The sequence below is a fragment of the Shewanella hafniensis genome (genome assembly GCF_019655335.1).
GTDB lineage: Bacteria > Pseudomonadota > Gammaproteobacteria > Enterobacterales > Shewanellaceae > Shewanella > Shewanella hafniensis.
Window position 1 is genome coordinate 17658 of the sequence record NZ_BPFD01000009.1, and the last position, 26686, is coordinate 44343.

Sequence of the window (26686 nt, forward strand, 5' to 3'; positions counted from 1 at the left end):
CCTCAGCGTGGCATACTGCTATTAGATAAACTCACGCAGCATGCCAAGTATCTTCTTGTATAATTCTAATCCTTGCCTACTGCCAATGATTGTTCTCAGAGACTGTCTCAGAGCCCATTTTAAACTTCCTAAGGATCTGAAATGACTAGCGTTAAGATGTCGAGTATTGAATGGCCTGCCATTGTAAAATTGACTCAAAATGATGAATTACTTTACCTAGAACACCAAAGGGATTGGCTCGAATTGGCCTGCCTCTATCAGCATCATTTTATCGATACTGACCAATTACTGGACTCCAAAGGCAGGCGCTATCTTATCAGTGCCTGTCCGCAAAAAATCCATGAAGATCCCGTCGGTGAACTACCGCGATTAGTACGCCAAAAACAAGATTTATCGCTCAATGAATTTATCAAGTGGGTTCAAAATCATGCCCAAGCACTGGGACAATGTTGCGTCGCTAAGTTGGCTTTCACAACGATTTCCCAAGGGATTGAAATTGTACGCACCCTCGATGAATAAACGGCAAGCAGCTGAAATACCATCATAAATGGCTAGCAATAACTCAGTTACTCAATAAAAAACACTATGACCTTAAAAGCTAATATCCTCATAGTGAATTCACAGGCATAATTTGCCGCTGTGTAGTAGCGCCGAGTCAACCGACAAAGCGCGGCTAACATGCACTCCAAAATGACCGTTTTCAGCGTCGACTCAAGGGATGACGTTTAAGTTGGCACTAAATATACAAACAGATGGAACCGAAATTGGAACTACTTAAGATTGACTGCTTAGGCAAACAACTGCGCTTAGAAGGCTCACTCGCGGGCTGGCAACAACTCTTCTGGGACAATACCTTAGTCTCACAAAAAGAAGCTTCCGTCGACAATGGCGGCCTCAAGGTTCATGTCTTTGAGCTCACCCACCACAGCAGCCCATTGGCGACCGAAAGTAGCGAGCAAGCCATCGCCATGACAGAAAATAAAATCCAAGTTCGCCTCGAAACCGATCTCGTTTGGCAGCCTTTCCGCCTTGATTACTGCTTGCTGCTGGATGACAAAATCATCGACCAAGGCCGACGCACCGAAAAAGATATTGAACGCCAAACTCCAGAAACGCCCATTGTGAAGCAGCAAAAACTGAGCATGGTAGGACTTGCCTCCCTTGGTTTTAAACTGTTAAAGAGCGCCAAAGTCATAAAAGTAGTGTTAGCGGGCGCCAGCGTTGCCGCTTATTCTTGGCTATTCTCCTTCCAATTTGCCCTTGCGCTTATCGCCTGCTTGGTATTCCACGAATACGGCCATATCCGCGCGATGAAATATTTTGGGATGAAAACCAAAGGAATTTATCTTATTCCCTTTATGGGCGGACTTGCCCTCTCCGATGAGAAAATTAATACGCGTTGGCAAGATGTGGTGATTTCTATCATGGGGCCAACCTTTGGACTCCTGATGTCCATCGCATCCTTGATTGCTTACCACGCTACGGGCAATGTGTTTTTTGCAGGCCTTGCCGCCTTTAATGCGCTACTTAACCTATTTAATTTATTGCCTATTTTGCCACTCGATGGCGGCCATATTTTAAAGAGCATTAGTTTTTCAATGAACAGCATCATGGGCTTGGTCGCCTGCGCCGCCGGTGCCGCTTTCGGAGTGTATATCAGCTACACCTTAGGCTTAGCGCTATTGGGCTTCTTATTGTTAATTGGCAGCCTAGAAATTATTTTCGAGTGGCGTACTCGCCATCAAAGCCATCTGCTGCCATTAGACAGATACGGGCAAATCTTCTCGGTTATTTGGTATTTGCTCACGGTTGGCGCCTTAGTCGGCATCATCTGGCACTTAGCTGGAACGGGCGATGATATGCTCAGCCTGCCGTTGCAAATACTCCGCAGCTAATGTGACTTAACGGCTAAGCACAGCGCAAAGGCAATAGCACTCAGAGACTTGCGCTTGCCTGAGTTATATAAAAACGAAAAACCGCTATTAATAGCGGTTTTTTATTTTTCTGTCGCGCTGTGATGCTTTTACAACCGTGCGTTATTCCTTTGCCAAAGGCGGGGCGATATCGCTGCCACCAAGGGCTTGATAAAGCGTCGCTTGGGCGGTGAGTTGGTTATAGCGATTCTCGAGTAAAGCCGCCTCGGCGCTGCGACGTTTCTCTTGGGCATCAATCCAATTCTGAATACCGATAGCGCCATTGCGGTACTGGCTCTCATAAATGGCTTCAACGGCCGCCGCGGCAATGAATTGCTGCGCCAATTTCTCCCCTTGATAGCGATATTGCTGCTTAGCCGAAATCGCGTTATCGACATCTTCAAAGGCGGAATAAAGCGTCTTGCGATAATTCACCACTGCGGTTTGATAATCGATATCGGCAATATCGTTATTGATTTGCATTTGATTCCACTGCAAAAAGGGCAAGACTAGCCCTGCGCCTAAGCTGCCAACGGGATTACGTAACAACTCTTTTAACTCTGAGGTCGACTCTCCAACACCGCCGGTTAAACTCAGGCTGGGGAAATAACTCGCATAGGTGGCATCTTTACTCGCCAAGGCGGAGCGCAGTTGATACAAGGAAGCCTTCACATCTGGGCGTCTGACTAACAAATCTGCGGGTACACCCACGCTAACGTCCGGCACTGCCACATCGGGGAGTTGCTTAATCTCAACCCAAGTCTCCCCTGAGGCTAAACTCTGCGCCGGATCAGCCGCTGGTGCCTGATTGAGTAATATCGCGAGGGCATTTTTAGCCACAGTTAATTGCTGGATAAGCTGACTATGCGCCGCCTCTTGTCCCGCCATACTGCGCTGCGCTTCGAGCACATTCACTTGCGTCACGGCGCCAGAATCATACTGCCTTTGGGTTAATGCCAGCGTTTGCTGACTGTACTCGATACTCTTTTGGCTTAAATCAATCCGTTGATTTAAATAACCTATCTGCCAATACAAGGATGCGGTGGTCGCCACTAGGCTTTGGGTGGTACTTTCTCTATCTTCGGCACTCGCCAGCGCAGCCCATTGGGCTTGGTCGATATTGGCCGACACTTTGCCCCACAAATCCACCTCATAACTCACGGACAATTTCGCTTGATAGCTCTTAGTCGCATCGCCGCCCTCAAGTGGCTGATTACGGGAAGCACCAAGATTGGCCGATAATTGCGGATACAGATCGTCCCTCGTTAGCCCTGCCTGCAAGCGCGCTTTACGCAGCGTTAAGGTCGCCAGCGTTAAGTCATTGTTAGTGCTCAATACTTGGCTAACCAGCTTATCGAGCTGCGGCTGATGAAACTGCTGCCACCAAGGGTCGACTTTTACTTGCTCGTTCACTGTGGTGTGTTGCCACTGTTCTGGAATTGCCAATGCAGGCGGTTCAAAGTCTGAGCGCATCAAACTGCCGCAGCCACTTAGCAAAGCGATTCCCAAAGCAATGCCCACAGCAATAGTACTGCTACGAAGCGAAAATGGCTGATTAAAAACTTTAGTATTCATGGTGTTATTACTCTCTGGCTAATGCGTCAACGGGATCTAACTGCGCCGCATTGCGGGCGGGTAAGAAACCAAATAGCACACCAATTAAGGTCGAACAGGCAAAGGCGGCAACGATGGAGGTGGTGGAATAAATCATTTGGAAACTGCCCCCCGTTTGAGCAAACACCACGCCAATTAAGTAGGACAAGGCTATGCCTAAGGTGCCACCGCACAAACACACTAAAATGGCTTCGATAAGGAACTGGCGTAAAATATCACTCTGACGCGCGCCCACTGCCATACGCACCCCGATTTCACGGGTCCGCTCAGTCACAGACACTAACATAATGTTCATCACCCCAATTCCGCCAACGACAAGGGAAATCACCGCGATCGCCGAGATCAATAAGGTCATGGTTGCTGTGGTTTTTTCGATGTTCTGCCTAATGGTATCGGTATTGATGGTGAAGAAATCTTGCGTGCCGTGGCGCATTTTAAGTAGCGCGATAATGCCCTGCTCCGCCGCGTTACTCGGCACAGTTTCATCGAGTCGCACTGTGATGCCATCCAAATAGTTTTTACCTATCATACGGCCAGAAACTGTGGTGTAAGGCACCCACACATTAAGCGCATCGCTGTTACCAAAAGCACTTTCTTTGGGTTGAGTCACACCTATGATACGTACGGGTAAATCTCCAAGGAAAATCACTTGCCCTATCGCCGAGTTATTGTCGGCAGCGCTGTTAGGAAAAAGCTCCTTACGGGTGTTGTCATCAATCACCGCATCTTGGGCGAGCGATGCGACACTGGCATCATCCCAAAATTGGCCCTGCGCTAACTCGTACCCTCTTACACGGAAAAACTCAGGTCCCACACCATTCACCGAGGCCGATACCGCTTTATTACCAAAACGTACCGTCGCGCTAGAGCCAATACTAGGGGTCACGCTATCGACATAGGGCAGATTTTTAAGGGCATTGGCATCGGTCGCCGTTAAGGTACGCACCCGCGCCGAGCGTCGATCGCCAAAACCAGAACCGGGGCGAATATCAATCGTGTTAGTCCCCATCGAACTGATACTTTTAAGAATGGCCTGCTGCGAGCCTTCACCTAAGGCCACTACAGAAACCACAGAGGCAATACCGATAATAATCCCGAGCATAGTCAAGAAGGTACGTAACCTGTGGGTCGACATCGCCACCAGCGCCATTTTAAGCGCTTCGACATATCTGTCCCACGAAGCCACCCGCGCACGCGAGCTGTCTTTTGCTGTCACTGTTTTTGCGACCACAGTGCCGCTAGGCTTTTGTGGCGCCATATTTTGTAACGTTGAACTTTGCGACATCGAAGTTTGCGGCTTAGCCGTTTGTTTATCCAGACTGCGCTCATCGCTGATGATTACGCCGTCTTTAATTTCGATAATGCGATCGGCATATTGGGCCACATGCATATCATGGGTCACGATAATGATGGTGTGACCGTCGCTGTGAAGCTCCTGCAACAACTGCATCATTTCTTCGCCGCTGTGACTATCCAGCGCACCAGTCGGCTCATCGGCAAGGATCACATCGCCGCCATTCATCAAGGCGCGCGCCACACTGACCCGCTGCTGTTGACCACCACTGAGCTGATTGGGTTTATGGTCGAGCCTGTCGCCAAGGCCTAAACGCGTCAACAAATGCTCGGCTCTGTCTTTACGCACCGAGCGTTCTTTACCCGCATACACGGCGGGCACTTCGACGTTGCCTATGGCGGTCAAATCGCCCAGTAAATGATAACGCTGAAAGATAAAGCCAAAGTGCTCGCGGCGCAGCTGAGCTAACTCATCAACGTCCATAGTCGAGGTATCTTGGCCATTGATAAAATACGCGCCCTTTGACGGTTTATCTAAACAACCAAGAATGTTCATTAGGGTCGATTTACCCGAGCCAGAAGCGCCTACTATCGCCACCATCTCGCCACGGCCAATCGACAGGTTCACATTTTTCAAGACTGTGAGTTGCTGCTCACCCGCCTGAAAAGTGCGATAACAGCCTGAAATTTCAAGTAATGCCGTTGTCACTGTTAAAACCTCACGCTAGGTGGACGACGGAACTTGCTGCTGCCATCATCGGAAGACGGCATACCAAGCACGACCTGATCGCCTTCCTTCAAACCTGCGATGATTTCGGCATTGATTTTGTTGTTAATCCCAACCGTGACATCCACATATTGCACTTGGTTATCGACTAACACAGGCACTTGATATTGCGGGCCACTGCGGGCTTTGCGCTCGCCAGACTTAGCCTCTGGCGCCGCGGATTTCTCCCTCGGCTTTATACGCAATATCTGCGCAGGCACTAACAGCGCATCATCGGCCTTAGCTAACACTATAGACACCTGCGCCGTCATGCCGATACGCAAAGTGCGGTCAGGGTTTTCTACATCAAACAGACCATGGTAGTAAATGGCGTCTGAGTCGCTAGAGCTCATATTGCTATCGTCGCCATCCATCGAAATCGGCCCAGGCTCAATCGCCCTCAAAACGCCGCGGTAGGGATGATTCGGTTTTCCAAGAACCGTGAAATACACGGCTTGACCCTGATGGACATTGACAACATCCGCTTCGGAAATCTGCGCTTTAACTGTCATGGTATCCAGCTGCGCCATTTCAACTATGGTCGGTGTCGTTTGATTGGCGTTAACGGTTTGCCCCACTTCCACCGCGGAATACACCACAGTGCCATCCATTGGCGCGGTAATTTTGGTATAACCTAAATCGATTCTGGCACTGTCGACGTTAATCTCAGCCTGTTGTTTTTGCGCTTCTAATTGCTCAAGCTCGGCTTGATAAACCGTTAGATTAGCATCGGCCACTTCATAATCGGCACGGGAACTGGCCTTATCGGCAAGCATTTGCTGCTGGCGGCTAAATTCCAACTTTGCTTGACGGATCTGCGCCTGTTTGGCACGGAACTGAGCATTGATACTTTTGAGTGATGCGAGGGCATTCTTCAAATTATTCTGCTGCGCTAGACTGTCAATTTGAGCAATCAAATCGCCTTTCTTTACTTCATCACCCAGTGCCAGCGGCAAACTTAAAATTTGCCCCGATACCTGCGCGCCCACACTCACCAGTTTAGAGGCCTGCAACATGCCATTGGCCAACACTGAGTTTTCGATATCGCCACGGCGCACCGCTTCAGTCACATAGGTAGGTGCCGTTTCAGGCTTATGCCACATAAAATAAGCACCGCCAATCAGGAGGATTAAGCCGCTTAACGCGAGCAGCAATTTACGCTTTGAGGATTTTTTCATCTGTATTGTCGTGTCCATCAATGCTAAAGACAGCAAGCATGCATCTTGCTAAGGAACTGAAATTGTTCCAACAGTATATAGAGTTAGCCAAAGACAGTAGACGAAGGAAGTGTCGTTAACAGGTAAAGATTTGCAAATATCTGTGTAAAAATTTGTAAGGGAAGCACGGCTGAGCATTAGGTAGCAATGCCGATTTAGTGCGATACCAAATCGTTAGGCGGTAAATTGTAGGGGTTCGACGTTCTATGATTGTGCCACTTGTGGTAGCTCTGCCATGCAAACGAATCTAGATATACAAACTTCATTTAATTCTTTTTCAAGAAAGATCAAGGTCGTGGGGTGAGCCTTATGACTTTGATGTCGATTTAAATACAAAAACGAACGATCCCATTCGACAACAATAACGCCAAGTACTGGCCATTCTCAGTGAATAACCCAATGATTAATCGAATCAATCACTCAACTCGACTAATTCATGCTGGCGAGGATCACCTGCGTGGCATCAAAACAGGCAAAACATGGCTCGCCGACAGCCAAACTCTGCATTTGGGTGAGTGGCATCACTGAATAGATGATGTCTTTACCATTAATGTCTATGGCTAATTCGGCCTTATCGCCAAGCTCAGTCACACTCAGCAAACGGCCGCTGAGGCAATTTTGCCCATCCAGTTCACCGGCATGTGTCGTCGCCCGTACCGCAGGAGCTTTAAACAGTAACAACACAGATTTATCCAAGGCTAACTGTAAGCGCTCGCGGCTCGAATGGGTCACTGAAATCTGAATCTGTTGCCCGCCCGCTAAGGTCACGCTAATTTTGTCATTTAATCCAAATGAATCAATGGCATTGATACGACCCGTTAACTGATTACGGGCGCTAGTATTGAGTGAGAAATGCGCCATCACATCCAATAAACTGTGCATGTCGACGGACTCATCAAGCAAGGCGGCCAAGGCCATTGCTTGTACTTGGGAGGTGATGGAATACACCTTGAGCAAACGCTCGCCAAATTCGGTGAGTTTCGCGCCGCCACCGCCTTTGCCGCCCTTTTCGCTGCACACTACGGGTTCTGGCATGGCGGTGTTCATCTCATTGATTGCGTCCCACGCCGCTTTATAACTGATCCCCGCAAGCTTAGCGCCTTGGCTGATCGAGCCTGTGTTGGCGACCTGCTCGAGCAGGCTTATCCGCCTAGGATTGGCGAAGGGCTTATCCCCGAGGGAAAGCGTAAGTAATGCATGTAAATCCATCGTTTATCCCGCACCCAGTCTGACTTGAGCCCTATTGTCCTCCATCACCTTGAGGATACCAATAAGATTGCCGAGATATTTCAGCGGATTAATGCCATTAATCCGCAAGAAACCGCACACAGATCACTAATTGATTGCTTAGGGCTTGAATAATCGATATATAGATTGATATATAACGATCACTTTTTATCACGGAGGAACACAATGAAATCCATTCACCTTAAGCAATTACTGCGTTTTACCACGGCTTCATTATTCACAATGGCACTGACATCTAGCCCAAGTTTTGCGGCAGACAATGAGCAAGTGACTGTTTTTGCTGCGGCATCACTCACCAATGCCCTTAACGAAATCGGCCAGCAATATGAAAAAGAACACCATACTAAGGTGGTCTTCTCCTTCGCCTCTTCTTCAACACTGGCAAAACAAGTGGCCAATGGTGCGCCCGCCGATCTGTTTGTCTCGGCCAATCAAAAGTGGATGGATTATCTGGTCGATGCTAAAGCGGTCGATGTTAACAGTCGTAAAACCTTGTTAAAAAATACCTTGGTCTTGATTGCCGAGAAAAATAGTCCCATCACAGAGGTGGTGCTCAATGGCGATTGGGATATTAAAGCCGCATTAAAAGGCAGTCGTATGGCTGTTGGCGACCCAGATCATGTACCCGCTGGACAATATGCCAAGCAAGCCCTCGAAAACCTCAAGCTATGGCAAGCCGCTGAGCCCTTACTCGCCCGTGCTAACAATGTCCGTGCCGCCCTCGCTTTGGTTGAACAGGGTGAAGCGCCGCTTGGCATAGTGTATTCAACCGATGCGAAAGTCGCCCAAAAGATCAAAATCGTTGGCACCTTCCCAGAAACGAGTTACAGCCCAATTGAATACCCTGTCGCCTTAGTCAAACAAGAATCGACCGCAAGCGCCAAAGCGTTCAATGAGTATCTGCAGGGCCCAAGCGCAAAAAATGTGTTTGAGAAATATGGCTTTGGAGTGAATTAGGGTGCTGAGTGGTTCTTTGTTAAGCGGCTCATTTTTAAGCGGCTCTATGCTAAGTGGCTCTCTTTTAAGCGACTATGAAATTGCCGCACTGCTACTCAGTATAAAGGTGTCATCCGTTGCCGTTATCGCCAGTTTACCCTTGGGTATTTTGTGCGCTTGGTTGCTGGCAAGGGTCGAGTTTCCTGGCAAGGCTATATTTGACAGTGTGCTCCATCTACCACTGGTGTTACCGCCCGTGGTAGTGGGTTACCTCTTGCTGATCAGCATGGGCCGCCAAGGTTTTATCGGCCAGTGGTTATTTAATTGGTTTGGCATCAGTTTTAGCTTTAGTTGGCGCGGTGCGGCCCTCGCGGCGGCGATAGTGTCATTCCCGCTGATGGTCAGAGCCATACGCCAATCCTTTGAAACCGTTGATATTCGACTCGAGCAGGCCGCACGCACTTTAGGTAGCAGTCGATGGCGGGTATTTCTCACCATCACACTGCCGCTCACCTCTCCAGGGATAGTGTCAGGCATAATTATCGCCTTTGCTCGCAGCCTAGGGGAATTTGGTTCGACCATTACCTTCGTTTCTAATATTCCCGGTGAAACTCGTACAATTCCGCTCGCTATGTACTCTTTTATTGAAACTCCGGGAGCCGAATATCAGGCCATGCGTCTATGCATTATCTCGATCGTTATCGCGCTCGCGTCTTTACTCGCCTCCCAATGGCTGAGTAAAAAAGCCCTGCAGAGGACGGCAAGCGTATGTTAACAATCAATATTGAAAAACGGTTCGGACAGTTGCAACTGAAAGTCGATACCCAATTGCCATTGCAAGGCGTGACAGCCGTTTTTGGCCGCTCGGGTGCGGGTAAGACCTCGCTCGTGAACCTACTTGGCGGGCTTTCGACCCCAGATAGCGGTGAAATCCGCCTCGGCGACAAACTGCTTTATCAACAAGGCAAAGTGAACCTTCCCCCAGAGAAGCGCCAAATTGGCTATGTATTTCAAGAAGCACGACTGTTCCCGCACTATAGCGTAAAGGGCAATCTCAACTATGGTGTGCGTAAAGCTAACCCAGTCTTGTTCGATAGAATTGTGCAGTTACTGGGAATTGAAAAACTCCTCAGTCGCTATCCCAGCACGCTATCGGGCGGTGAAAAACAACGGGTTGCCATTGGCCGTGCCCTGCTGACATCGCCCGATATGCTGTTGATGGATGAACCGCTAGCGTCACTCGATTTACCCCGTAAACGCGAGTTGTTGCCCTACCTGCAAACCTTATCGCAGGAACTAAAACTGCCGATTGTGTATGTGAGCCACAGCCTAGATGAGATCTTACAACTGGCGGATTATATGCTGGTGCTGCATCAGGGAAAATTGATCGCCCAAGGCGCCTTAAGTGAAGTGTGGAATAGCGAGCAAATGCGCCCTTGGGTGCCATTGCAGGAGCTCAGCTCACTCCTCAGTGCAAAGGTCGCCGACAGACATCCCGACTACCCCATGACGCGACTCGTGATGGATGATGGAAACTATTTGTGGGTAAGTGGCTATCTGGCTGAAACGGCGAAGAAACTCAAAGTGCGTATTCAGGCAAATCATGTCTCGGTTTGCACTGAGGTTCCCAAAGGCTCAAGTATCCGCAACCTACTAAAGGGAGAAATTAAAGAGTTATACCCCAGCGATAACGGCGAGCAAATCCAATTAAAAATCGCCCTAGGCCGCGATGAACTTTGGGCCAACATCACCCCTTGGGCCTGCGACGAACTGCAACTCACTCATGGCAAAGCGATTTATGCACAAATCAAAGGCGTGACTATGACGCAAATGGATATCGCCGAATCCCACTAGCTCAACCTAGAGCACCCTTCGAAAACCAAATTTCAGACACAAAAAAACCGACGCTAGGTCGGTTTAGTTCCTTCATTAGAAGGATTTGGTACCAGTGGCCAGACTCGAACTGGCACGCTTTTAAGGGCGGGGGATTTTGAATCCCCTGTGTCTACCGATTTCACCACACTGGCATATCAAATATGCACTTAGAAGCAATCAAACAACTGGCTGTCTCTAAGTGCTGGGAATTATACCTTTGCCCATGACAATGGCAAGTCTTTTGCCGCGACTTTAATACAAATTGCATTTAACCGCTCAAAAATCATGCTCTTGGGGTTATTCTGCGCCATGGGATAACAAAAAGGCGGTATATTCTTTATCACTTTTTTGAATATGATTAACCAACCAAGCCTTCAAGAAAGTCATTAATTCGTCGGCAACATCTTCCCCTTTTACAACCCGCTTTTGAAAATCAAGTACTTGCCCGACTAATTTGCCGTGTTTTTCCTTGTGACTGTCAGTTTGTGGGTAGCCAAATCGGGCAAAGAGTTCTTCTTCATAGGCAAAGTGGTTGACGGTGTAATCCACCAGCCCTTGCACGATACGTTTGATGGCTTCGAGTCCATAGTCTTCATTTAATGTACGGTGTAATTCATTGATCAATGAGACTAAGCGCTGATGTTGACGATTGATCTCTGGCATCCCTATGTCTAATTCAGGCCCCCATTTCACAAACAATTTATTTTGTGCCTGAGTCGAATTAAAGAAAGCCGCATTCACATGGAATCGGTGCAGCAAGGAGCCGATTTCCTGCGACATGTTATACACTTTCAAGCTCGATAAGTTAGTGTTGTTGGTGTGAGATGCATTACTCAGCGCGAGTTCTGCCATCACAGTAATATTTTTATTAATCTCTTCAGCAACAGTGTGTTGTTGCCCCGATGCCGTGGCGATTTGATGGGACATATCGGTAATAGTCTCCACCTGAGCGACAATCTGCCCGAGTGCACTGTGGGCTTGATCAACCATATCAGCCGTTTCGTCGGCAATAGCCACGTTTTTCAACATGACTTCAACACCATGTTGTGCACCTTTTTGTAAGGCGGCGATTTGTTGTTGGATTTCAACCGTGGCTTCAGATGTCCGCTTAGCGAGATTACGCACTTCATCGGCGACAACAGCAAAGCCGCGACCATGCTCGCCAGCTCTCGCACTTTCAATGGCAGCGTTTAAGGCGAGTAAATTAGTCTGCTCAGCCACCTGCGAAATGGTTTCGATAATGCTACTGATATTGTTGCTGTCGGCGGCCAAGTGCTCAATCACGGTTCGAGTGCTATGGATCTGCTCTGACATAGCGCCAATTTTAGTGACTATGCCATTCATGATTTGGTCGCCATGCTTAGCAGAACTTTGGGCAATGTCGGCAGCTTTCGCCGCACTGACTGCATTTTGCGACACAGCTTGCACGCTTGAAACCATTTGCGTCATCGCACTGGCGGCCAGTTCAGTTTGATGCTCTTGCTCTAACACACCTTGTTTGGCCTGCTCACTGATGACCTTAATATCTGAGGCGACTTTTTTCATGCCTTCGCAGGTATCAGACAAAGATAAAATGGTGCGGCTAACATCCTCGCCCATGCGATTAATGCTATGCACAACCTTAATGAAGATGCCCGCATCTTTCTCTTCTAATTGATAACTTAAATCCCCTTCGCCTAAATGATGGGCGGCGCGCTCAAGCTGCCTTAAATTGCGAATTAATTTATTGATGTTGAAAATTAAAATGCCGGCGAGCGCGCTTAAACACAGGATGGCGACAAAGTGCCCTGTGGCAACTAAACAATAGAGTGGATAAATCAGCAACAGCAGTGGCGCAAAGATAGAATTATATCCCATTGAATCCTTACGACTTTTATTAGAATCCATTTTTTACTCCTTTAAAAAACTGATATTGCCGCATTCATATTAAACAAGGGCGAATAGATGGAATGCGCGTTAACTAAATAACGAACTCATTGAGTAGGTTAATCCTAGACGCTAACAGAAGATGAAACAAAGCCAAATTATTTGAACTCATCACTGTTAAGCATAGCCTTAAACTTGACCAAGATCACAGAGTTAACTAAGAGTTATCGCTTTGTATTCCTATGTCGATTTTTTATTGATCGAGATCAGTATTTTGGCTATCGAATATCGCTAATTTAGAGAGGACTTCACAGGAAAGAGGATTTCAGTCATGGCATTTTGGTTAGATCTAATGTTTGGTAACCCCATAGGCTTACTTTCAATGATCGTTATCTTTAGCACAATAGGGATAGTGTCCTATATCACTTGGATGTTCATTGTGAAGTCGGCACCGAAACAATAGTTTTTGCTCCAGTTGTTCTTCATGTTCTTGTATAAATGCAAAATCTAGGGGGGTTTTATCACCCCCATTTTTTGTTATCTCACTTTTCCGATTACTGCAACTTACCTAAGCCAGCACTCATGCGAGCGAGACAAAACACGCCTATGCGGCGTGTTTTCTGTTTTGTACTAGGCCATTTAAAAACTGCGGACGTGCCTTAATCAACGACTGCATTTCCTCTTGGCTCGGCTCACCCGCAGGTAAACGCAGCACATCGCGGTTGAGGTACATGCGAGCCTTCATAGCAATCTTATAATCGGCTGTCGGTCCCTGAATCGCATAATGGCGCTCGTTCCCTAGCTTTTCTAAGATACAGGCATTCAATAGACTTTTTACGGCAGGCTCATTTTGCGGCAGAGTCAAAATCGTGGCGCCCTGAAGAAAAAACTCTCTGACTAATGCTCGCTCAGCGGGATCAAGCAAGTTCACTTTAGCTTCAATCGTCTCAATAACGCGCTTATCACTTAAATGACGAATTGATTCATCTAAGCCTAAGTTAATCAGCTGACTCAAAAAATAGGCTATAGAAATGATTAGACCTAATCCAACAAAATGAGCATGTTCGGGCACAAATTTATCGAGCGCCAGCACTGCCAACGCATTAGGAGGAATAAGGAGTAAGACAGTACAACTCACCATTAGCCACAGCATGACTCTAAACATCATTTTCTTCGGGCTAAAAAACTTAACTGAATCCAGCTTGAGTTTAAACATAGTGCTATCCCAGTGACAAAAAATTGAACTTATTGGCTACAAAGCAAATTTAATGCCACAAATGAAGACATATTTCATTGATTTTATCTGCGAGAAAATGCACTTTCTGGATCTGTAGGTCTATGCTTATAAGCATCTCAAGCCGCTATTGCATAAAGAAAATTTAAGATGCTGACATTCTTTAGCCAACTTATCAAAAGTCCCATAGGCAGGCACCTGACCTTGTCTATTGTACTTTTTAGCTCTGTTATCACCTTAATCACCACTGCGTATCAATTGATCAGTGATTATCGCAATGACGTTGTGCGTATCGACAGAGTGTTTTCCAATATGGAAAAAGTGAATTTAGATGTGCTCGCCGCCAGTATTTGGGTGATTGACGAGCGGCTGATTAACACTCAGCTCAATGGCTTAATTCAGCTGCCCGATATTAACTACATTTCGATTAAAGATGACAGCGGCCAAGCATGGAATGCAGGCGAGCAAAAGCAAGAACACTCCTTAGATAAAACCTTCCCGCTAGTTTATAAATCCCCGACCGAGAGCATTAATGTCGGCACACTTGAAATACAAGTCGATGTCGATGCCATCTATCAGCGCTTGTATGATAAAGCCATTATCATTCTGCTCTCTAATGGAATAAAGACCTTCTTAGTTGCTGGATTTATTCTGTTTTTAGTATGGTTCAATATCACCAAGCACTTAGATAAACTCAGTCAATACTGCAAAGATATCGACCTAGATCAAGAATACGAGCCGCTGCAATTTGCCCGCCAAGAAAAAATTGATGAGTTTAAACAAGTCGCCGACTCCATCAACAGCATGCAAGTACAACTGAGAAGCTCCTTTGGCGCCTTAAAGAAATCTAAGGCTGAACTGCAAACGGCCCTAGAAGACAGAGAGCGGCTACTCAAGCTCGAACGTAGCTATAAAGAAGAGCTCGCCAGACAAGTCAAAGAAAGGACCATAGAACTAGAACAATCCCTTAGCGCACTAAAACGGGCGCAACAAGTGTTAGTTGAGCAAGAAAAAATGGCGGCCTTGGGAGGTTTGGTGTCAGGTGTTGCCCACGAGATCAACACGCCGATTGGCATTTGTTTGACGGCGGCGAGTGCACAGCTGAGCCATATTGAAGAACTGATCGATCTGATCCACAGCGATCAAGCCACCTTAGACGAAATCAATGAGATCCTTAATGAGTATCAAGAAAGCTGTGAACTCATAGTCCGCAATATCACCAAAGCCAGTAGTTTGATCCAAAAATTTAAGACGATCGCCATCGATCGCAGTCATGAAGAACACCAACCTTGTAACTTAAGTCAGCAACTCCACGAGATTTTGGAGTCAACATTGATTATGCATCCGCATGTCAACGCCGTTACTGAAATCAGCGTAGAACCCACACTCAATATTCAAACCAATATCAGCTTATTGAATCAGATTGTTAGCAATATTCTGTCGAACGCCTTTACCCATGCTTTCCATGGACGCGAAGATAATCTTATCCACATCAGCGCCACAGTGGATGAAGAGTCGATTCTAATTAGCATCCAAAATAATGGTTTAGAAATTCCAGCCGATGTCGCTGAACACATGTTCGAGCCATTTTTCACCACCAATCGTAATAAAGGCGGCACAGGCTTAGGATTATCAGCAGCCTTTAATGCCGCGACGCTGTTGAAAGGCACTATGAGTTATCGCGCAGACTCAACACTTGGTGGCCCGCAATTTGATATCAAATTTCCGTACACTCAATGTGAGCCTACGGTCCCCAGTGTCCAACACGATTTTTATATCTAGATATAATGCAGTGGAATGACCAATATTGAAGTGATACTCACCGCTCATACGAGCGGTGAAATCATGGGTAGAAAAACCTTAACCCTTTAAAACGTTTCTTGAGCCTGTAGTGCCAAACGCGCTAATACTCGACTTGCCGCCACAAAACCAAATGTCCCAGTGACCATAGTGACAGCACCAAAACCCGACGCACAATCCATTCTCATGCTGCCATCGGCCGCGGCTTTAGTACCACAAACAGAGCCATCGGCTTGCGGATACACTAACTGCTCACTGGAAAAAACCGCATCGATAGCAAAGCGGCGTTGCACGTTTTTAGAGAAGTTATATTCACGGCGCAAAATATTGCGCACTTTGGCTAACAAAGGATCTTGGTAAGTTTTAGCCAGATCAGTTAACTGAATTTGAGTCGGATCTGTCTGGCCACCCGCACCACCGACAGTAACAATTTTGATTTTTTGACGCTTACACCAGGCAATTAGCGCAGCCTTTTGCTTAACGGCATCAATACAGTCAATAACATAATCAATGTTGCCGCCCTCTTTAGCCCCGAGCAAATACTCGCCTAGATTATCCAATGTAATAAAATCTTCAATTTCATTTACTTGGCAATCAGGATTAATCTCACGGATCCGCTGCGCCATCACAGCGACTTTAGAACTGCCAATAGTGGAACTGAGCGCGTGAATTTGACGATTAGTGTTAGTAACACAGATATCGTCTAAATCCATCAAGCTTATCTGCCCAATGCCGCTTCGCGCTAAGGCCTCTGCCGCCCAAGTACCTACGCCACCAATACCAATCACCACCACGTGGGATGTAGCAAATTTAGCCAGAGCCTTTTGTCCATACAAACGGCCAATTCCGCCAAATCGATTTAGATAGGCCTCAGTCATAAATACTTACCTTATATTACTCAATAACAGCAGGAGCGCTTGCCCTAGCATCGAAGTGATGCCAGCAGGGACAGCTTAATAGCAGCACTAAAAATGTGCGGTGGATTCTAAACGATCTGGACATAAATCGAAATCAGATCCGCAGACACATAACACCAGATGCAAAAGGATACGATTGCCAAGTAAGCGTAACAAATGCAAAGACTCATAATGCATGGCCGAACAACTCGGTAATCAACATAGTAAAAACCTGTATTTAACTTGTAAAACAATACGTTAAATAAAGCACCCTTTATATGAAACTTGATCCAGATCACACTTTATTGCTGACAGTCTGTGCAGACTTTGCCACACAAAAGCTCAACAGCATGCATAGATACTTAAGTAATCCATGCATATAACAGCGATAAGCACAGGAAAATGAAGATGAAAAAGAATCTGCTGACGACGGCTATTATTTCTAGCCTCACACTCTATTCATTCACAGCACTCGCCGATGGCCCTGAATTCTATGGTCATGCTGATCTTGCGATTACCAACTCAGACACAGGTTATGCAACTCAAAACCAAAAGGACGGCACTGTCCTTGAAAACAACTTCTCATGGTTAGGCGTAAAAGGTTCTGAAGCTGTAAGCCCGTATTTTGACATCATTTATCAAATGGAATTTGGTGTCGAAAACTTTGACAACTCAAATAAAACCTTCAATGCCCGTAATACATTCCTAGGGATCAGAAGTGCCGCTGGTACGGCCTTAGTAGGCCGTAACGATACCGTATTTAAATCAGCTGAAGGTAGCTTCGATCTCTTTGGCAACACCAATGCCGATATCGACTTACTGGTTGCAGGCCAAACACGCTCCGCCGATGGCATTTCTTACTATTCACCTAAAATTGCCGATCTGGTGACGCTTAATGCCACTTATCTGATGAGCGATAACTATGACCAAGTGGATAGCAATGGCAACGAGGTGTATAGCAAAGATCACATGTATGCTCTGAGCGCCACCTTAGGGGATAAAACCTTTAAAGCACAGAACTACTATGTCGCTGCCGCCTATAGTGATGGTATTGATAACGTTGAAGCCTACCGTGGTGTGGCCCAAGCTAAATTCGGCGATGTTATCTTAGGTGCCTTATATCAACACAGTGAACATGTGGATGATAAGTTTGCCAATCTCTCAGGTGATACCTACTTCGTCAACGCGGCTTACTTAATTGGCGACTTGAAATTGAAGATGATGTACGGCAAAGATGACTCAGGTTTAGGTAAATACGTGAGCCGTTATGTCGGTGACCAAAACAACAGCGGCTTAGAACAAGTCCGTGATGTTGACCTGCAACAGTTCAGTGTGGGTGCCGATTACCGTCTGAGCACTAAGACTATGGTCTATGGTCACTACACGCGCTTCGATGGCGATCTTATGTTGGCTGATGTGAAGCAAGACCTGAAGGACAACATCTTTACTGTTGGTTTACGCGTTGATTTTTAAATAGATTAATCAACTAACCATAAGGTTATTTCTTGATAAAAAAGCGGCTCCGGCCGCTTTTTCTGCTTAAATATCGTCCCCAAACACATATCCACAGCCGATATGACAGACTTGCTACAGTATTAGTATATGCTACAGTTACCCTCGCCGACCCACTGTCTAAGGCAATCCGCCTTACCTACCACTTAAGTAGTAAGTGAAAAATACAGTTTTGCAGCTTTCAGGCAAATTTGCAGTCAAGGTATAAGGAAATATCCTAGAAATAGCCCGAATATGGACAAGGAGAGCCAAAAACATGATCTGCACCACAGCCTGCGAGTCGTAAAACTGTAAAAATCGGCGGCAACTTTGTTACCGACTCAGGTGACAAATGCGTTAAACCACACAAAAACCATGAAAAATGGAAAAGAACTTAGGTTCGAGGGAGCACAAAACATGAAAAAGACATTCATCTCTGCATCAGTTGCATCAGTATTGGCATTGGCTTCATTCGGTGCGCTAGCCGAAGGCCCAAGCTTCTATGGTCGTTTAGAGCTTGCTTTAACCCATACTGACACTGCTGCTACCCTACAAGGCGGCACTAACGGTATCGATACCACTAACTATGCCGATGAAAATAACGCTGGCACATATTTAGAAAACAACTTTTCTCTGTTAGGTGTAAAGGGTTCAGAAAAGATTGCTGATGGCTTTGAAGCTATCTATCAAATGGAATTCCAAGTTGAAAATACATCAACAACGGGTGATGTATTTAAAGCGCGTAATACTTATTTAGGTTTAAAAACTAACGCAGGTACTGTGTTAGTGGGTCGTAACGACACAGTATTCAAACAAGCCGAAGGCGGTGTGGATATTTTCGGTAACACTAACGCCGATATCGACCGTTTAATCAGTGGCCAAACTCGTAGCGCTGATGGTATGTGGTACTACTCGCCAAAAATCGCTGGCTTAGTAACACTGAACGCAACTTATTTGTTTGATGATAACGACACGACTGCAAAAACTTCTGAAAGCTTATATGCATTAAGCGCGACTTTAGGCGATAGCAAGTTTAAAGAACAGAACTACTATGTTGCTGTAGCCTATAACAAAGGTATTTCAGGTATTGATGCGTACCGTGGTGTGGCTCAAGTTAAATTAGGCCAATTCAAAGTCGGTGGTTTATTCCAACAATCAGAAAACGTTGTGAATAGCGATATCGATGGCAATACTTACTTCGTGAACGTTTCTTACGATCTGAATGGCGTAAACCTGAAAGCTGAATACGGTGCTGATGATGCTGGCTTCGGTAACTTCTACAAAAACGTTAATAAAGGTGGCGCAACTGGCACTGATATCAACGTACAAAACTTCAACGTAGGTGCTGACTACCGTCTAGCTAAATCAACTATGGTATACGGCCAATACGCTATGTACCGCGGTGACCATGTTGTTGCCGGTAACAAAGTTGATCTACAAGATGACAACGTATTCTCTGTAGGCGTACGTTACGACTTCTAATCTCTTAACCCAGAGATAATTAAAAACCTACTGTAGCGATGCAGTAGGTTTTTTTATGTCTCGAATAGAACAAACGGTCAAGACTCAGGCGATAAAAACAAAAAAGCCACCCAAGTCAACTTAGATGGCTTTCATTTATGTCTTTAATGCTTCAAAACCTTGAGTCCATCAAGGATTAAATGCTCGGTAATGGCTCGCCGCCGTCACCTAATTCAACGCTATCGACACGTTGTAAGCCCCTTGGCAATTTAGCCCCACGACGACCACGTTCACCACGATAATGCTCAAGATCGCTAGGCTTAAGTGTGAGTTTGCGTTTACCCGCCCACAAGGTGACTGGCGTGTCACTCGGCACTAATTGTAAGTGCGTCATCAGCTCTTCACGATTCTTGGCTCTTTCCGTAGGGATACCGATAATCTTGTTGCCTTTCCCCTTAGATAATTGCGGTAAGGCTTCCAGCGAAAACAACAACATTCGACCTTCGTTCGTGATCGCCAAGAGCGACATTTCCTTAGTACGATCAATCAACTTAGGCGTTAATGACTTAGCGTTTGTCGGCAAACTCAGCAAGGCCTTACCCGCCTTATTGCGTGACACCATATCATTGTACGAGCAAATAAAACCGTAACCCGCGTCAGTTGCCAACAGGTAACACTGGTCTTCCTCACCCATCAATACATGCTGCATGGTTTCGCCAGGTGCCATATTGAAGCGAGTCGTAATAGGCTCACCTTGGCTACGGGCAGATGGCAAAGTATGGCTATCGGTCGCAAATGCCCGCCCGGACGAATCAATAAACACCGCCGCCTGATTACTGCGCCCCATGGCACTGCACAGGTATTGATCGCCAGACTTATAGGAGAGCGATAACGGATCGATATCGTGGCCCTTAGCACAACGCACCCAGCCTTTTTCAGACAAGACCACTGTCACAGCCTCAGTCGGCGTTAACTCTTGTTCAGTTAATGCTTTGGACTCATTACGCAATACGATTGGCGAGCGACGATTATCGCCATAGGTTTCGGCATCTTGAATTAATTCTTTCTTGATCAACGTCTTCAAGCGACGCTCTGAGCCCAATAACTGCTCCAGTTTTTCGCGTTCGGCTTCAAGCTCATTTTGTTCGGCCGTGATCTTAAATTCTTCTAACTTAGCTAAATGCCGTAACTTTAACTCGAGGATCGATTCGGCTTGTTTATCACTGAGTGAAAAACGGGCCATCAACTCAGCTTTAGGATCATCGTGAAAACGAATAATCTCGATCACTTCATCAATGTTGAGGAAAGCGATCATTAGGGCTTCGAGTATATGTAACCGCGATACCACCTTGTCTAAACGATATTCTAAACGACGTTTAACCGTATCAACGCGGAACTCTAACCACTCAGTTAATAAGGTTTTCAACCCTTTAACTCGCGGACGCCCATCGAGACCCAGCACATTTAAGTTAACTCTAAAGCTCTTTTCTAAATCTGTGGTGGCAAACAAATGCGCCATCAGTTGATCGCAATCGACGCGATTGGAGCGAGGCACCACCACAAGACGCACTGGGTTTTCATGATCCGACTCATCGCGTAAGTCGGCCACCATAGGCAATTTCTTCGCCTGCATTTGACCGGCGATTTGCTCTAAGATTTTACCGCTACTGGCTTGATGCGGCAGCGCCGTGATGATGATTTCACCGCCATCGACAGTGTAAACCGCACGTGCTCTTAATGACCCACGGCCCGACTCATAAATTTTTGCAATATCGGCAGACGGGGTAATAATCTCGGCTTCAGTTGGATAATCAGGACCTGGTACAAAGGCCATCAATTGCTCGAGTTCAAGCTTAGGATCATCGAGCAATGCTACGCAGGCGGAGACTAATTCTCTCACGTTATGCGGCGGAATATCCGTCGCCATACCTACGGCAATACCAGTAATACCATTGAGTAAGATATGCGGTAAACGTGCAGGCAGTACTTTAGGTTCCTTCAAAGTACCGTCGAAGTTAGCACCCCACTCGACCGTACCTTGTCCCAGTTCACTGAGTAACACTTCAGAGAATTTAGAGAGACGTGCTTCGGTGTAACGCATAGCCGCAAATGACTTAGGATCATCGGGGGCACCCCAGTTACCTTGGCCATCGACTAACGGGTAGCGATATGAAAATGGCTGCGCCATCAATACCATAGCCTCATAACAGGCACTATCGCCGTGAGGATGGTATTTACCTAATACGTCACCAACCGTACGAGCCGACTTTTTATGCTTAGATTGAGCCGATAAACCTAACTCACTCATCGCATAGATAATTCGACGCTGTACCGGTTTAAGTCCATCACCAATGTGTGGCAGGGCTCGGTCCATAATGACGTACATGGAATAGTTCAGATAAGCCTCTTCGGTAAAGCGCCGCAATGGCATTTGCTCTACCCCATCTAGACTTAACTTGATAGCGTCACTCATTTTCTTCTAGTTCCTGTGTTTCTTCAGTACTATCGCCCTTATAAAACAAGCGATACACGTTACCTTTTAAATCATCGGAGATGTACATAGCACCGTCGGCAGCCGATAACAGCGCAAAGGGTCGAGCAACGGGAAATTCACCGTCAAGGAAACTAACAACCGTTTCACGACTCACCACTTTTTGATCTTCAATCTTAAGCATAACTACTTGATAGCCAACTTTACTCGAACGATTCCACGAGCCATTTTCGGCGACAAACAACTGATTATGGTAAATATCGGGAAATTGACTGCCGCGATAAAATGCAAGTCCCGTGGGTGCAACATGGGCTGGCAACTCATACATTGGCAGAGTGATTTTTAAATTTTTCGGTTTTTCATAGGCGGGTTCGACAACACTACTGGCATGTAAATAAGGGAAGCCATAATGACTCCCTATCACATCGATGCGGTTAATCTCATCGGGTGGTAAGTTGTCCCCCATCCAATCACGGCCTTGATCGGCAAACCATAATTTTTTGTCTATTGGCGACCAATCAAATCCACTTGCATCACGCACACCAGCCGCAATCTGCTCACTCGCGCCTGTATCAACATTGATCGCGATGATACTACTGTAAGGCACTGGCGCTTCACAGACGTTACAGGGCGCACCAATAGACACATATAAACGGCCATCTGGGCCAAAATTAATTGCCCGAGAACTTTTCTTCTCTGAGTAAGGCAAGTCACTGTAAATCTCTTTGGGTCGACTCGGGCGGCGCAATCTTTGCTCAATATCAACAAAGCGTACTATTTGATTTTCAGTGGCGACAAACAAGTCACCATTGTGGAATGCAATCGCATCGGGTGATTCAAGCCCTTTGGCTATCACATAGCGCTTATCGACACGACCATCTTGATTACTATCAACGAGAGCATGGATAGTGCCGCTCTTATTGGAACCGACAAATAAAGTGCCATTAGCCCCCATCGCCATCTGCTTAGCATCGCCAATATCCGAGGCATAAAGCGATAAACCAAACCCCTTAGCGACGGTAATCATGATCGATTGGGAACCCGCAAAGGCGCTATTGCAGAGCAATAACGTCACACTCGCTAAGAGCGTAAAACCGGCAGAAAACACCTTTAAGCAATTATAATTATTAGTTTTAATATACAACATTGTAATTTTCTTTATGCCTATGTTTTATTGTTATCGGCAATAGTGCACAACATTAAAGTAAAGCCATGTCACCCTTATCTTCAAGCCAGTTTTTACGGTCCGGCGAACGCTTCTTAGCGAGCAACATATCCATCAAAGCATCCGTTTCTTCGATGTCATCTATAGTCAACTGTACTAAACGACGGGTGTTTGGATCCATCGTTGTTTCACGAAGTTGTAAAGGATTCATCTCACCCAAACCTTTAAAGCGGGTGACTTGTACCTTACCCTTTTTATTCTCAGCGGCAATACGGTCTAAAATACCCGCTCTTTCTGCCTCATCTAAGGCGTAATACACCTCTTTGCCGATATCTATACGGAACAACGGCGGCATAGCAATATACACATGACCCTGCTCAACTAAGATACGGTAATGCTTCAAAAATAGCGCGCATAACAAGGTAGCAATGTGCAGTCCGTCGGAGTCAGCATCCGCAAGGATACAAATCTTGCCATAACGCAGTTCAGAGATATCACTGCTATCGGGATCGCAACCAATTGCGACCGAAATATCATGGACTTCCTGTGAGGCTAACACTTGTGAAGCATCGACTTCCCAGGTGTTTAAGATTTTGCCACGCAGCGGCATAATGGCTTGAAACTCGCGATCGCGGGCCTGTTTCGCACTACCGCCCGCAGAATCCCCTTCCACGAGGAATAACTCTCCGCGCATCGGATCTTGGCCACTACAGTCCGTTAGCTTACCCGGTAGTGCAGGCCCTGAAGTCACCTTTTTACGGGCGACCTTTTTAGCGGCCTTTAACCGACTCTGGGCGTTATTAATGCACATTTCGGCTAACGATTCAGCGAGTTCAGTATTGGAGTTCAACCAAAGTGAAAAGGCATCACGCACTACGCCAGACACAAATGCAGCGCATTGGCGGCTCGAAAGCTTTTCTTTGGTTTGGCCAGCAAATTGCGGTTCTTGCATCTTCACCGACAAAATAAATGCGGCGCGATCCCAAATGTCTTCGGGTGAAAGTTTAATACCGCGGGGAATTAAGTTTCTGAACTCACAAAATTCGCGCATTGACTCCAATAAACCTTGGCGAAAACCATTCACATGGGTACCACCGAGCGGAGTCGGAATTAAGTTAACATAACTCTCGCCAATAGATTCGCCGCCTTCTGGCAGCCAAGTAATGGCCCAATCAGCGGCTTCTAGCTGGCCCTTAAAACAACCGACAAACGGCTCATCTGGCAACCTTAAATTGTCGCCAATCGCCGCCTTCAAATAATCAGTTAGGCCGCTTTCATAGAACCATTCATGGACTTCATTTGTCTGTTTGTTGGTGAATTTGATCCGTAAACCTGGGCACAATACCGCTTTAGCCCGCAGCAGATAAATCAGTTTTGAATTAGAAAAGTTAGCCGAATCAAAATAGCTGGCGTCGGGCCAAAAATGCACTCGAGTCCCAGTATTGCGACGACCACAGGTCCCCGTTGGGCGCAACTCTTCAACCTTAAAGCCATTTTCAAATGCGATATCATACACTTGACCATCACGGCGAACTGTCACTTCGACACGGCGCGACAGCGCGTTAACGACCGAAATCCCCACACCATGCAAACCGCCAGAGAACTGGTAGTTTTTATTCGAAAATTTACCGCCGGCATGCAATTTGGTTAGGATTAACTCGACCCCAGGAATGCCTTCTTCTGGGTGGATATCCACCGGCATACCACGGCCATCATCGGTGACTTCGAGGGAGTTATCTGTATGTAGAACAACTTCAATTTTGGTCGCGTGACCCGCCAATGCTTCATCGACACTGTTATCTATGACCTCTTGGCCCAAATGATTTGGTCTGGAGGTGTCGGTATACATACCTGGACGGCGTTTAACAGGATCGAGTCCGTTGAGAACTTCAATGGCGTCAGAGGTGTATTGATTCGTCATAGGGCACGCTATAAGTTATTGTATCCGGCCATGTTGCGGCTCGGCATGTCAGTTTGTCAAGGTAAGTGTAAAAATTGGCTTACAGTTTGCAGATGCGATTCGTAGCCAACAAAACTGTGATCGCCTCCCGCTTCAATTCGCAATTGGCAGTGATGGTACTTATTGAGCGCTTCGCGATAATCCAGCACTTCATCACCCGTCTGCAATAATACCAAAAAACGATCCGGATTGCGGATAACAGCCGTATTAAATTCAGCAACTTCCCGCTTATGCTCGGGCACGACAAGATAATGCTGTTCGGTATAGGGATTAAATTGCGGCCCCATAAACTCATCAAACAATTCAAAGGGTTTTACCGCTGGATTGACTAACACAGCCTTGCCGCCATAGGTTTCGGCTAAATAGCTGGCAAAATATCCGCCTAAGGATGAGCCTATGTAAGTTAATGGCTCATTGGCATCGACAGCCGCCTCAACATAAGTGGTTAACAGTGCCATGGCAGCCTTGGGCGTATTGGGTAATTGCGGCTGATAAAAGGTCACACTCGGGTGATACTGCGCCATGTACTTAGCCGTCATCACAGCTTTATCTGAAAAGGGTGAGCTATTAAATCCGTGAATATAAAGCAGCATATTTCCTCAGGCTGCGGTTATTCGCGTTAATAACCGCTAGAGTTGTTGTCGGGGGAAAAATGGTTACCCGGTACGCGATACACTTTAGTGTTGATGCTACCATCGGCTCTCAACTCCAGCAAACGATAACCCGGTTGGACGCTATCCAAAGCAAAATAAGGCGATAACGGCTTAAATTGAATACAAGTGGAAGGTGTCGCCATTAGCTGCATGCTGCCATGAGGGCCATTATGATGGGTATCGATACATTGGTGCACATGACCCCAGAGTAATCCTTTGACCTGCGGATACTTTGCTACTCGCGCAATAAATTCGGCGCCATTGTCCATGCAGTGCTGATCCAGCCAAGTGCAATTCACGACAATGGGATTGTGGTGCATCACCAATAAAGTATGGCATTCGGGATGTGCGGCAATGGCTTTATCAATTAATTCAAACTGAGTCTCGGCCATATTGCCGCCGGGCTTTCCCCGCACGGTTGAATCCAACATGAGAATTTGCCAGTTTCCGGCCAGAATACGCTGCTGTCCATAAATCTGTTCACCCTGCATGTGCAGATACATAATCCGCGGATCATCATGGTTTCCGGGAAGATAATGGCAAGGTAAACCAATAGGAGTGACGGCTTTCACAAATTGCTGATAGGACTCAGCCGAGTAATCTTGACTTAAGTCACCCGTGGCAAGCATCAAATGAGCGGGATAGTCCACAGCTCTAATTGTATTTAATACGGCAGCAAAACTCTTGCTAGTATTGACCCCTAATAGCTGAGCTTCAGGATCGGCAAAAAGATGCGGATCTGTGACTTGCACGATACGCACGCTTTCCCCTTCAGCTATGGAGTAAGAGACAGCCTCTTTCAGCACA

The 26686-nt window shown here is 46.5% G+C and carries 21 protein-coding genes and 1 tRNA gene; 9 read left to right on the plus strand and 13 right to left on the minus strand.

Features of this window, described 5'->3' with window-relative positions:
- The first annotated feature begins 141 nt into the window (after positions 1–141).
- Both K5Q99_RS04570 and K5Q99_RS04575 read left to right on the plus strand, forming a co-directional pair.
- Positions 142–519 carry a DUF4144 domain-containing protein gene (locus K5Q99_RS04570; protein ID WP_107946569.1) on the plus strand — a complete coding sequence of 126 codons (378 nt, stop codon included), beginning with the start codon at positions 142–144 and terminating at the stop codon, positions 517–519.
- Between the two features lie 233 nt (positions 520–752).
- Positions 753–1895: a site-2 protease family protein gene (locus tag K5Q99_RS04575; protein WP_199908781.1), complete on the plus strand. Its 1143-nt coding sequence runs from the start codon at positions 753–755 to the stop codon at positions 1893–1895.
- 141 nt (positions 1896–2036) lie between these two features.
- Here K5Q99_RS04575 and K5Q99_RS04580 read toward each other — a convergent pair whose 3' ends face one another.
- From K5Q99_RS04580 to K5Q99_RS04595, 4 genes are all read right to left on the minus strand, one after another.
- A complete protein-coding gene (locus K5Q99_RS04580) occupies positions 2037–3488 on the minus strand; it encodes an efflux transporter outer membrane subunit (protein WP_107946568.1) in 1452 nt (483 codons plus the stop codon).
- A gap of 7 nt (positions 3489–3495) precedes the next feature.
- Entirely contained in the window at positions 3496–5529 is a 2034-nt protein-coding gene (locus K5Q99_RS04585; RefSeq protein ID WP_220776167.1) for a MacB family efflux pump subunit, read from the minus strand.
- A gap of 2 nt (positions 5530–5531) precedes the next feature.
- Entirely contained in the window at positions 5532–6764 is a 1233-nt protein-coding gene (locus tag K5Q99_RS04590; RefSeq protein WP_220776168.1) for an efflux RND transporter periplasmic adaptor subunit, read from the minus strand.
- Between the two features lie 468 nt (positions 6765–7232).
- Complete coding sequence (locus K5Q99_RS04595) at positions 7233–8012, minus strand: TOBE domain-containing protein (RefSeq protein ID WP_220776169.1); 780 nt, start codon at positions 8010–8012, stop codon at positions 7233–7235.
- Positions 8013–8216: 204 nt separating this feature from the next.
- On the opposite strand from K5Q99_RS04595, the gene modA reads away from it, so the two are divergent.
- The 3 genes from modA to modC are packed head-to-tail and all read left to right on the plus strand — an operon-like array spanning position 8217 to position 10841.
- The gene (modA, locus tag K5Q99_RS04600; protein WP_220776170.1) at positions 8217–9008 is read left to right on the plus strand and encodes a molybdate ABC transporter substrate-binding protein; all 792 of its coding nucleotides are present in this window, start codon (positions 8217–8219) and stop codon (positions 9006–9008) included.
- Positions 9009–9054: 46 nt separating this feature from the next.
- On the plus strand, positions 9055–9762 hold the full coding sequence (gene modB / locus K5Q99_RS04605; RefSeq protein ID WP_373317015.1) for a molybdate ABC transporter permease subunit: 708 nt from the start codon (positions 9055–9057) through the stop codon (positions 9760–9762).
- Positions 9756–10841, plus strand: coding sequence for a molybdenum ABC transporter ATP-binding protein ModC (gene modC, locus K5Q99_RS04610; protein WP_220776171.1), 1086 nt, complete (start codon positions 9756–9758; stop codon positions 10839–10841). Before modB ends, modC begins: the two co-directional genes overlap by 7 nt.
- An 86-nt stretch (positions 10842–10927) precedes the next feature.
- Here modC and K5Q99_RS04615 read toward each other — a convergent pair.
- Positions 10928–11014: transfer RNA gene (locus tag K5Q99_RS04615), tRNA-Leu, on the minus strand.
- 145 nt (positions 11015–11159) lie between these two features.
- Positions 11160–12749 (minus strand): bacteriohemerythrin, encoded by a 1590-nt coding sequence (locus tag K5Q99_RS04620; RefSeq protein ID WP_220776172.1) that lies wholly within the window; start codon positions 12747–12749, stop codon positions 11160–11162.
- Between the two features lie 310 nt (positions 12750–13059).
- Here K5Q99_RS04620 and K5Q99_RS04625 point away from each other — a divergent pair, with 310 nt between their 5' ends.
- Positions 13060–13191, plus strand: a complete 132-nt coding sequence (locus tag K5Q99_RS04625; RefSeq protein WP_006083014.1) for a DUF3149 domain-containing protein — start codon at positions 13060–13062, stop codon at positions 13189–13191.
- Between the two features lie 141 nt (positions 13192–13332).
- Here K5Q99_RS04625 and K5Q99_RS04630 read toward each other — a convergent pair whose 3' ends face one another.
- A complete protein-coding gene (locus K5Q99_RS04630) occupies positions 13333–13944 on the minus strand; it encodes a superinfection exclusion B family protein (protein WP_063882249.1) in 612 nt (203 codons plus the stop codon).
- A gap of 168 nt (positions 13945–14112) precedes the next feature.
- On the opposite strand from K5Q99_RS04630, the gene K5Q99_RS04635 reads away from it, so the two are divergent.
- The gene (locus K5Q99_RS04635) at positions 14113–15744 is read left to right on the plus strand and encodes an ATP-binding protein (RefSeq protein ID WP_106649499.1); all 1632 of its coding nucleotides are present in this window, start codon (positions 14113–14115) and stop codon (positions 15742–15744) included.
- Positions 15745–15830: 86 nt separating this feature from the next.
- Here the strand turns inward: K5Q99_RS04635 and tcdA are convergent, their stop codons facing one another.
- Positions 15831–16640, minus strand: a complete 810-nt coding sequence (gene tcdA, locus K5Q99_RS04640; protein WP_220776173.1) for a tRNA cyclic N6-threonylcarbamoyladenosine(37) synthase TcdA — start codon at positions 16638–16640, stop codon at positions 15831–15833.
- A 426-nt stretch (positions 16641–17066) separates the two neighbouring features.
- Here tcdA and K5Q99_RS04645 point away from each other — a divergent pair, with 426 nt between their 5' ends.
- Positions 17067–18131: a porin gene (locus K5Q99_RS04645; protein ID WP_220776174.1), complete on the plus strand. Its 1065-nt coding sequence runs from the start codon at positions 17067–17069 to the stop codon at positions 18129–18131.
- 435 nt (positions 18132–18566) lie between these two features.
- Positions 18567–19631 carry a porin gene (locus K5Q99_RS04650; RefSeq protein WP_220592039.1) on the plus strand — a complete coding sequence of 355 codons (1065 nt, stop codon included), beginning with the start codon at positions 18567–18569 and terminating at the stop codon, positions 19629–19631.
- 175 nt (positions 19632–19806) lie between these two features.
- Here the strand turns inward: K5Q99_RS04650 and parC are convergent, their stop codons facing one another.
- The 5 genes from parC to cpdA are packed head-to-tail and all read right to left on the minus strand — an operon-like array spanning position 19807 to position 26685.
- Positions 19807–22083: a DNA topoisomerase IV subunit A gene (gene parC / locus K5Q99_RS04655; protein ID WP_220776175.1), complete on the minus strand. Its 2277-nt coding sequence runs from the start codon at positions 22081–22083 to the stop codon at positions 19807–19809.
- Positions 22076–23248, minus strand: a complete 1173-nt coding sequence (locus K5Q99_RS04660) for a PQQ-dependent sugar dehydrogenase (RefSeq protein ID WP_220776176.1) — start codon at positions 23246–23248, stop codon at positions 22076–22078. The genes parC and K5Q99_RS04660 overlap by 8 nt, the downstream gene beginning before the upstream one ends.
- Before the next feature lie 52 nt (positions 23249–23300).
- Positions 23301–25187, minus strand: coding sequence for a DNA topoisomerase IV subunit B (gene parE / locus K5Q99_RS04665; protein ID WP_006083022.1), 1887 nt, complete (start codon positions 25185–25187; stop codon positions 23301–23303).
- A gap of 56 nt (positions 25188–25243) precedes the next feature.
- Complete coding sequence (locus K5Q99_RS04670; protein WP_220776177.1) at positions 25244–25819, minus strand: YqiA/YcfP family alpha/beta fold hydrolase; 576 nt, start codon at positions 25817–25819, stop codon at positions 25244–25246.
- A 26-nt stretch (positions 25820–25845) separates the two neighbouring features.
- Positions 25846–26685, minus strand: a complete 840-nt coding sequence (gene cpdA, locus K5Q99_RS04675) for a 3',5'-cyclic-AMP phosphodiesterase (protein ID WP_220592035.1) — start codon at positions 26683–26685, stop codon at positions 25846–25848.
- Position 26686 lies beyond the last annotated feature (1 nt).

Coding starts and splice junctions, on each gene's coding strand:
- K5Q99_RS04630 (WP_063882249.1), bottom strand. CDS start 13,944: ATGTTTAAACTCAAGCTGGATTCAGTTAAGTTTTTTAGCCCGAAGAAA.
- parE (WP_006083022.1), bottom strand. CDS start 25,187: ATGACGAATCAATACACCTCTGACGCCATTGAAGTTCTCAACGGACTC.
- modC (WP_220776171.1), top strand. CDS start 9,756: ATGTTAACAATCAATATTGAAAAACGGTTCGGACAGTTGCAACTGAAA.
- K5Q99_RS04570 (WP_107946569.1), top strand. CDS start 142: ATGACTAGCGTTAAGATGTCGAGTATTGAATGGCCTGCCATTGTAAAA.
- K5Q99_RS04635 (WP_106649499.1), top strand. CDS start 14,113: ATGCTGACATTCTTTAGCCAACTTATCAAAAGTCCCATAGGCAGGCAC.
- K5Q99_RS04620 (WP_220776172.1), bottom strand. CDS start 12,749: ATGGATTCTAATAAAAGTCGTAAGGATTCAATGGGATATAATTCTATC.
- K5Q99_RS04580 (WP_107946568.1), bottom strand. CDS start 3,488: ATGAATACTAAAGTTTTTAATCAGCCATTTTCGCTTCGTAGCAGTACT.
- K5Q99_RS04645 (WP_220776174.1), top strand. CDS start 17,067: ATGAAAAAGAATCTGCTGACGACGGCTATTATTTCTAGCCTCACACTC.
- K5Q99_RS04590 (WP_220776168.1), bottom strand. CDS start 6,764: ATGAAAAAATCCTCAAAGCGTAAATTGCTGCTCGCGTTAAGCGGCTTA.
- K5Q99_RS04625 (WP_006083014.1), top strand. CDS start 13,060: ATGGCATTTTGGTTAGATCTAATGTTTGGTAACCCCATAGGCTTACTT.
- modA (WP_220776170.1), top strand. CDS start 8,217: ATGAAATCCATTCACCTTAAGCAATTACTGCGTTTTACCACGGCTTCA.
- K5Q99_RS04660 (WP_220776176.1), bottom strand. CDS start 23,248: ATGTTGTATATTAAAACTAATAATTATAATTGCTTAAAGGTGTTTTCT.
- K5Q99_RS04575 (WP_199908781.1), top strand. CDS start 753: ATGGAACCGAAATTGGAACTACTTAAGATTGACTGCTTAGGCAAACAA.
- K5Q99_RS04595 (WP_220776169.1), bottom strand. CDS start 8,012: ATGGATTTACATGCATTACTTACGCTTTCCCTCGGGGATAAGCCCTTC.
- K5Q99_RS04650 (WP_220592039.1), top strand. CDS start 18,567: ATGAAAAAGACATTCATCTCTGCATCAGTTGCATCAGTATTGGCATTG.
- tcdA (WP_220776173.1), bottom strand. CDS start 16,640: ATGACTGAGGCCTATCTAAATCGATTTGGCGGAATTGGCCGTTTGTAT.
- modB (WP_373317015.1), top strand. CDS start 9,055: ATGCTAAGTGGCTCTCTTTTAAGCGACTATGAAATTGCCGCACTGCTA.
- K5Q99_RS04670 (WP_220776177.1), bottom strand. CDS start 25,819: ATGCTGCTTTATATTCACGGATTTAATAGCTCACCCTTTTCAGATAAA.
- parC (WP_220776175.1), bottom strand. CDS start 22,083: ATGAGTGACGCTATCAAGTTAAGTCTAGATGGGGTAGAGCAAATGCCA.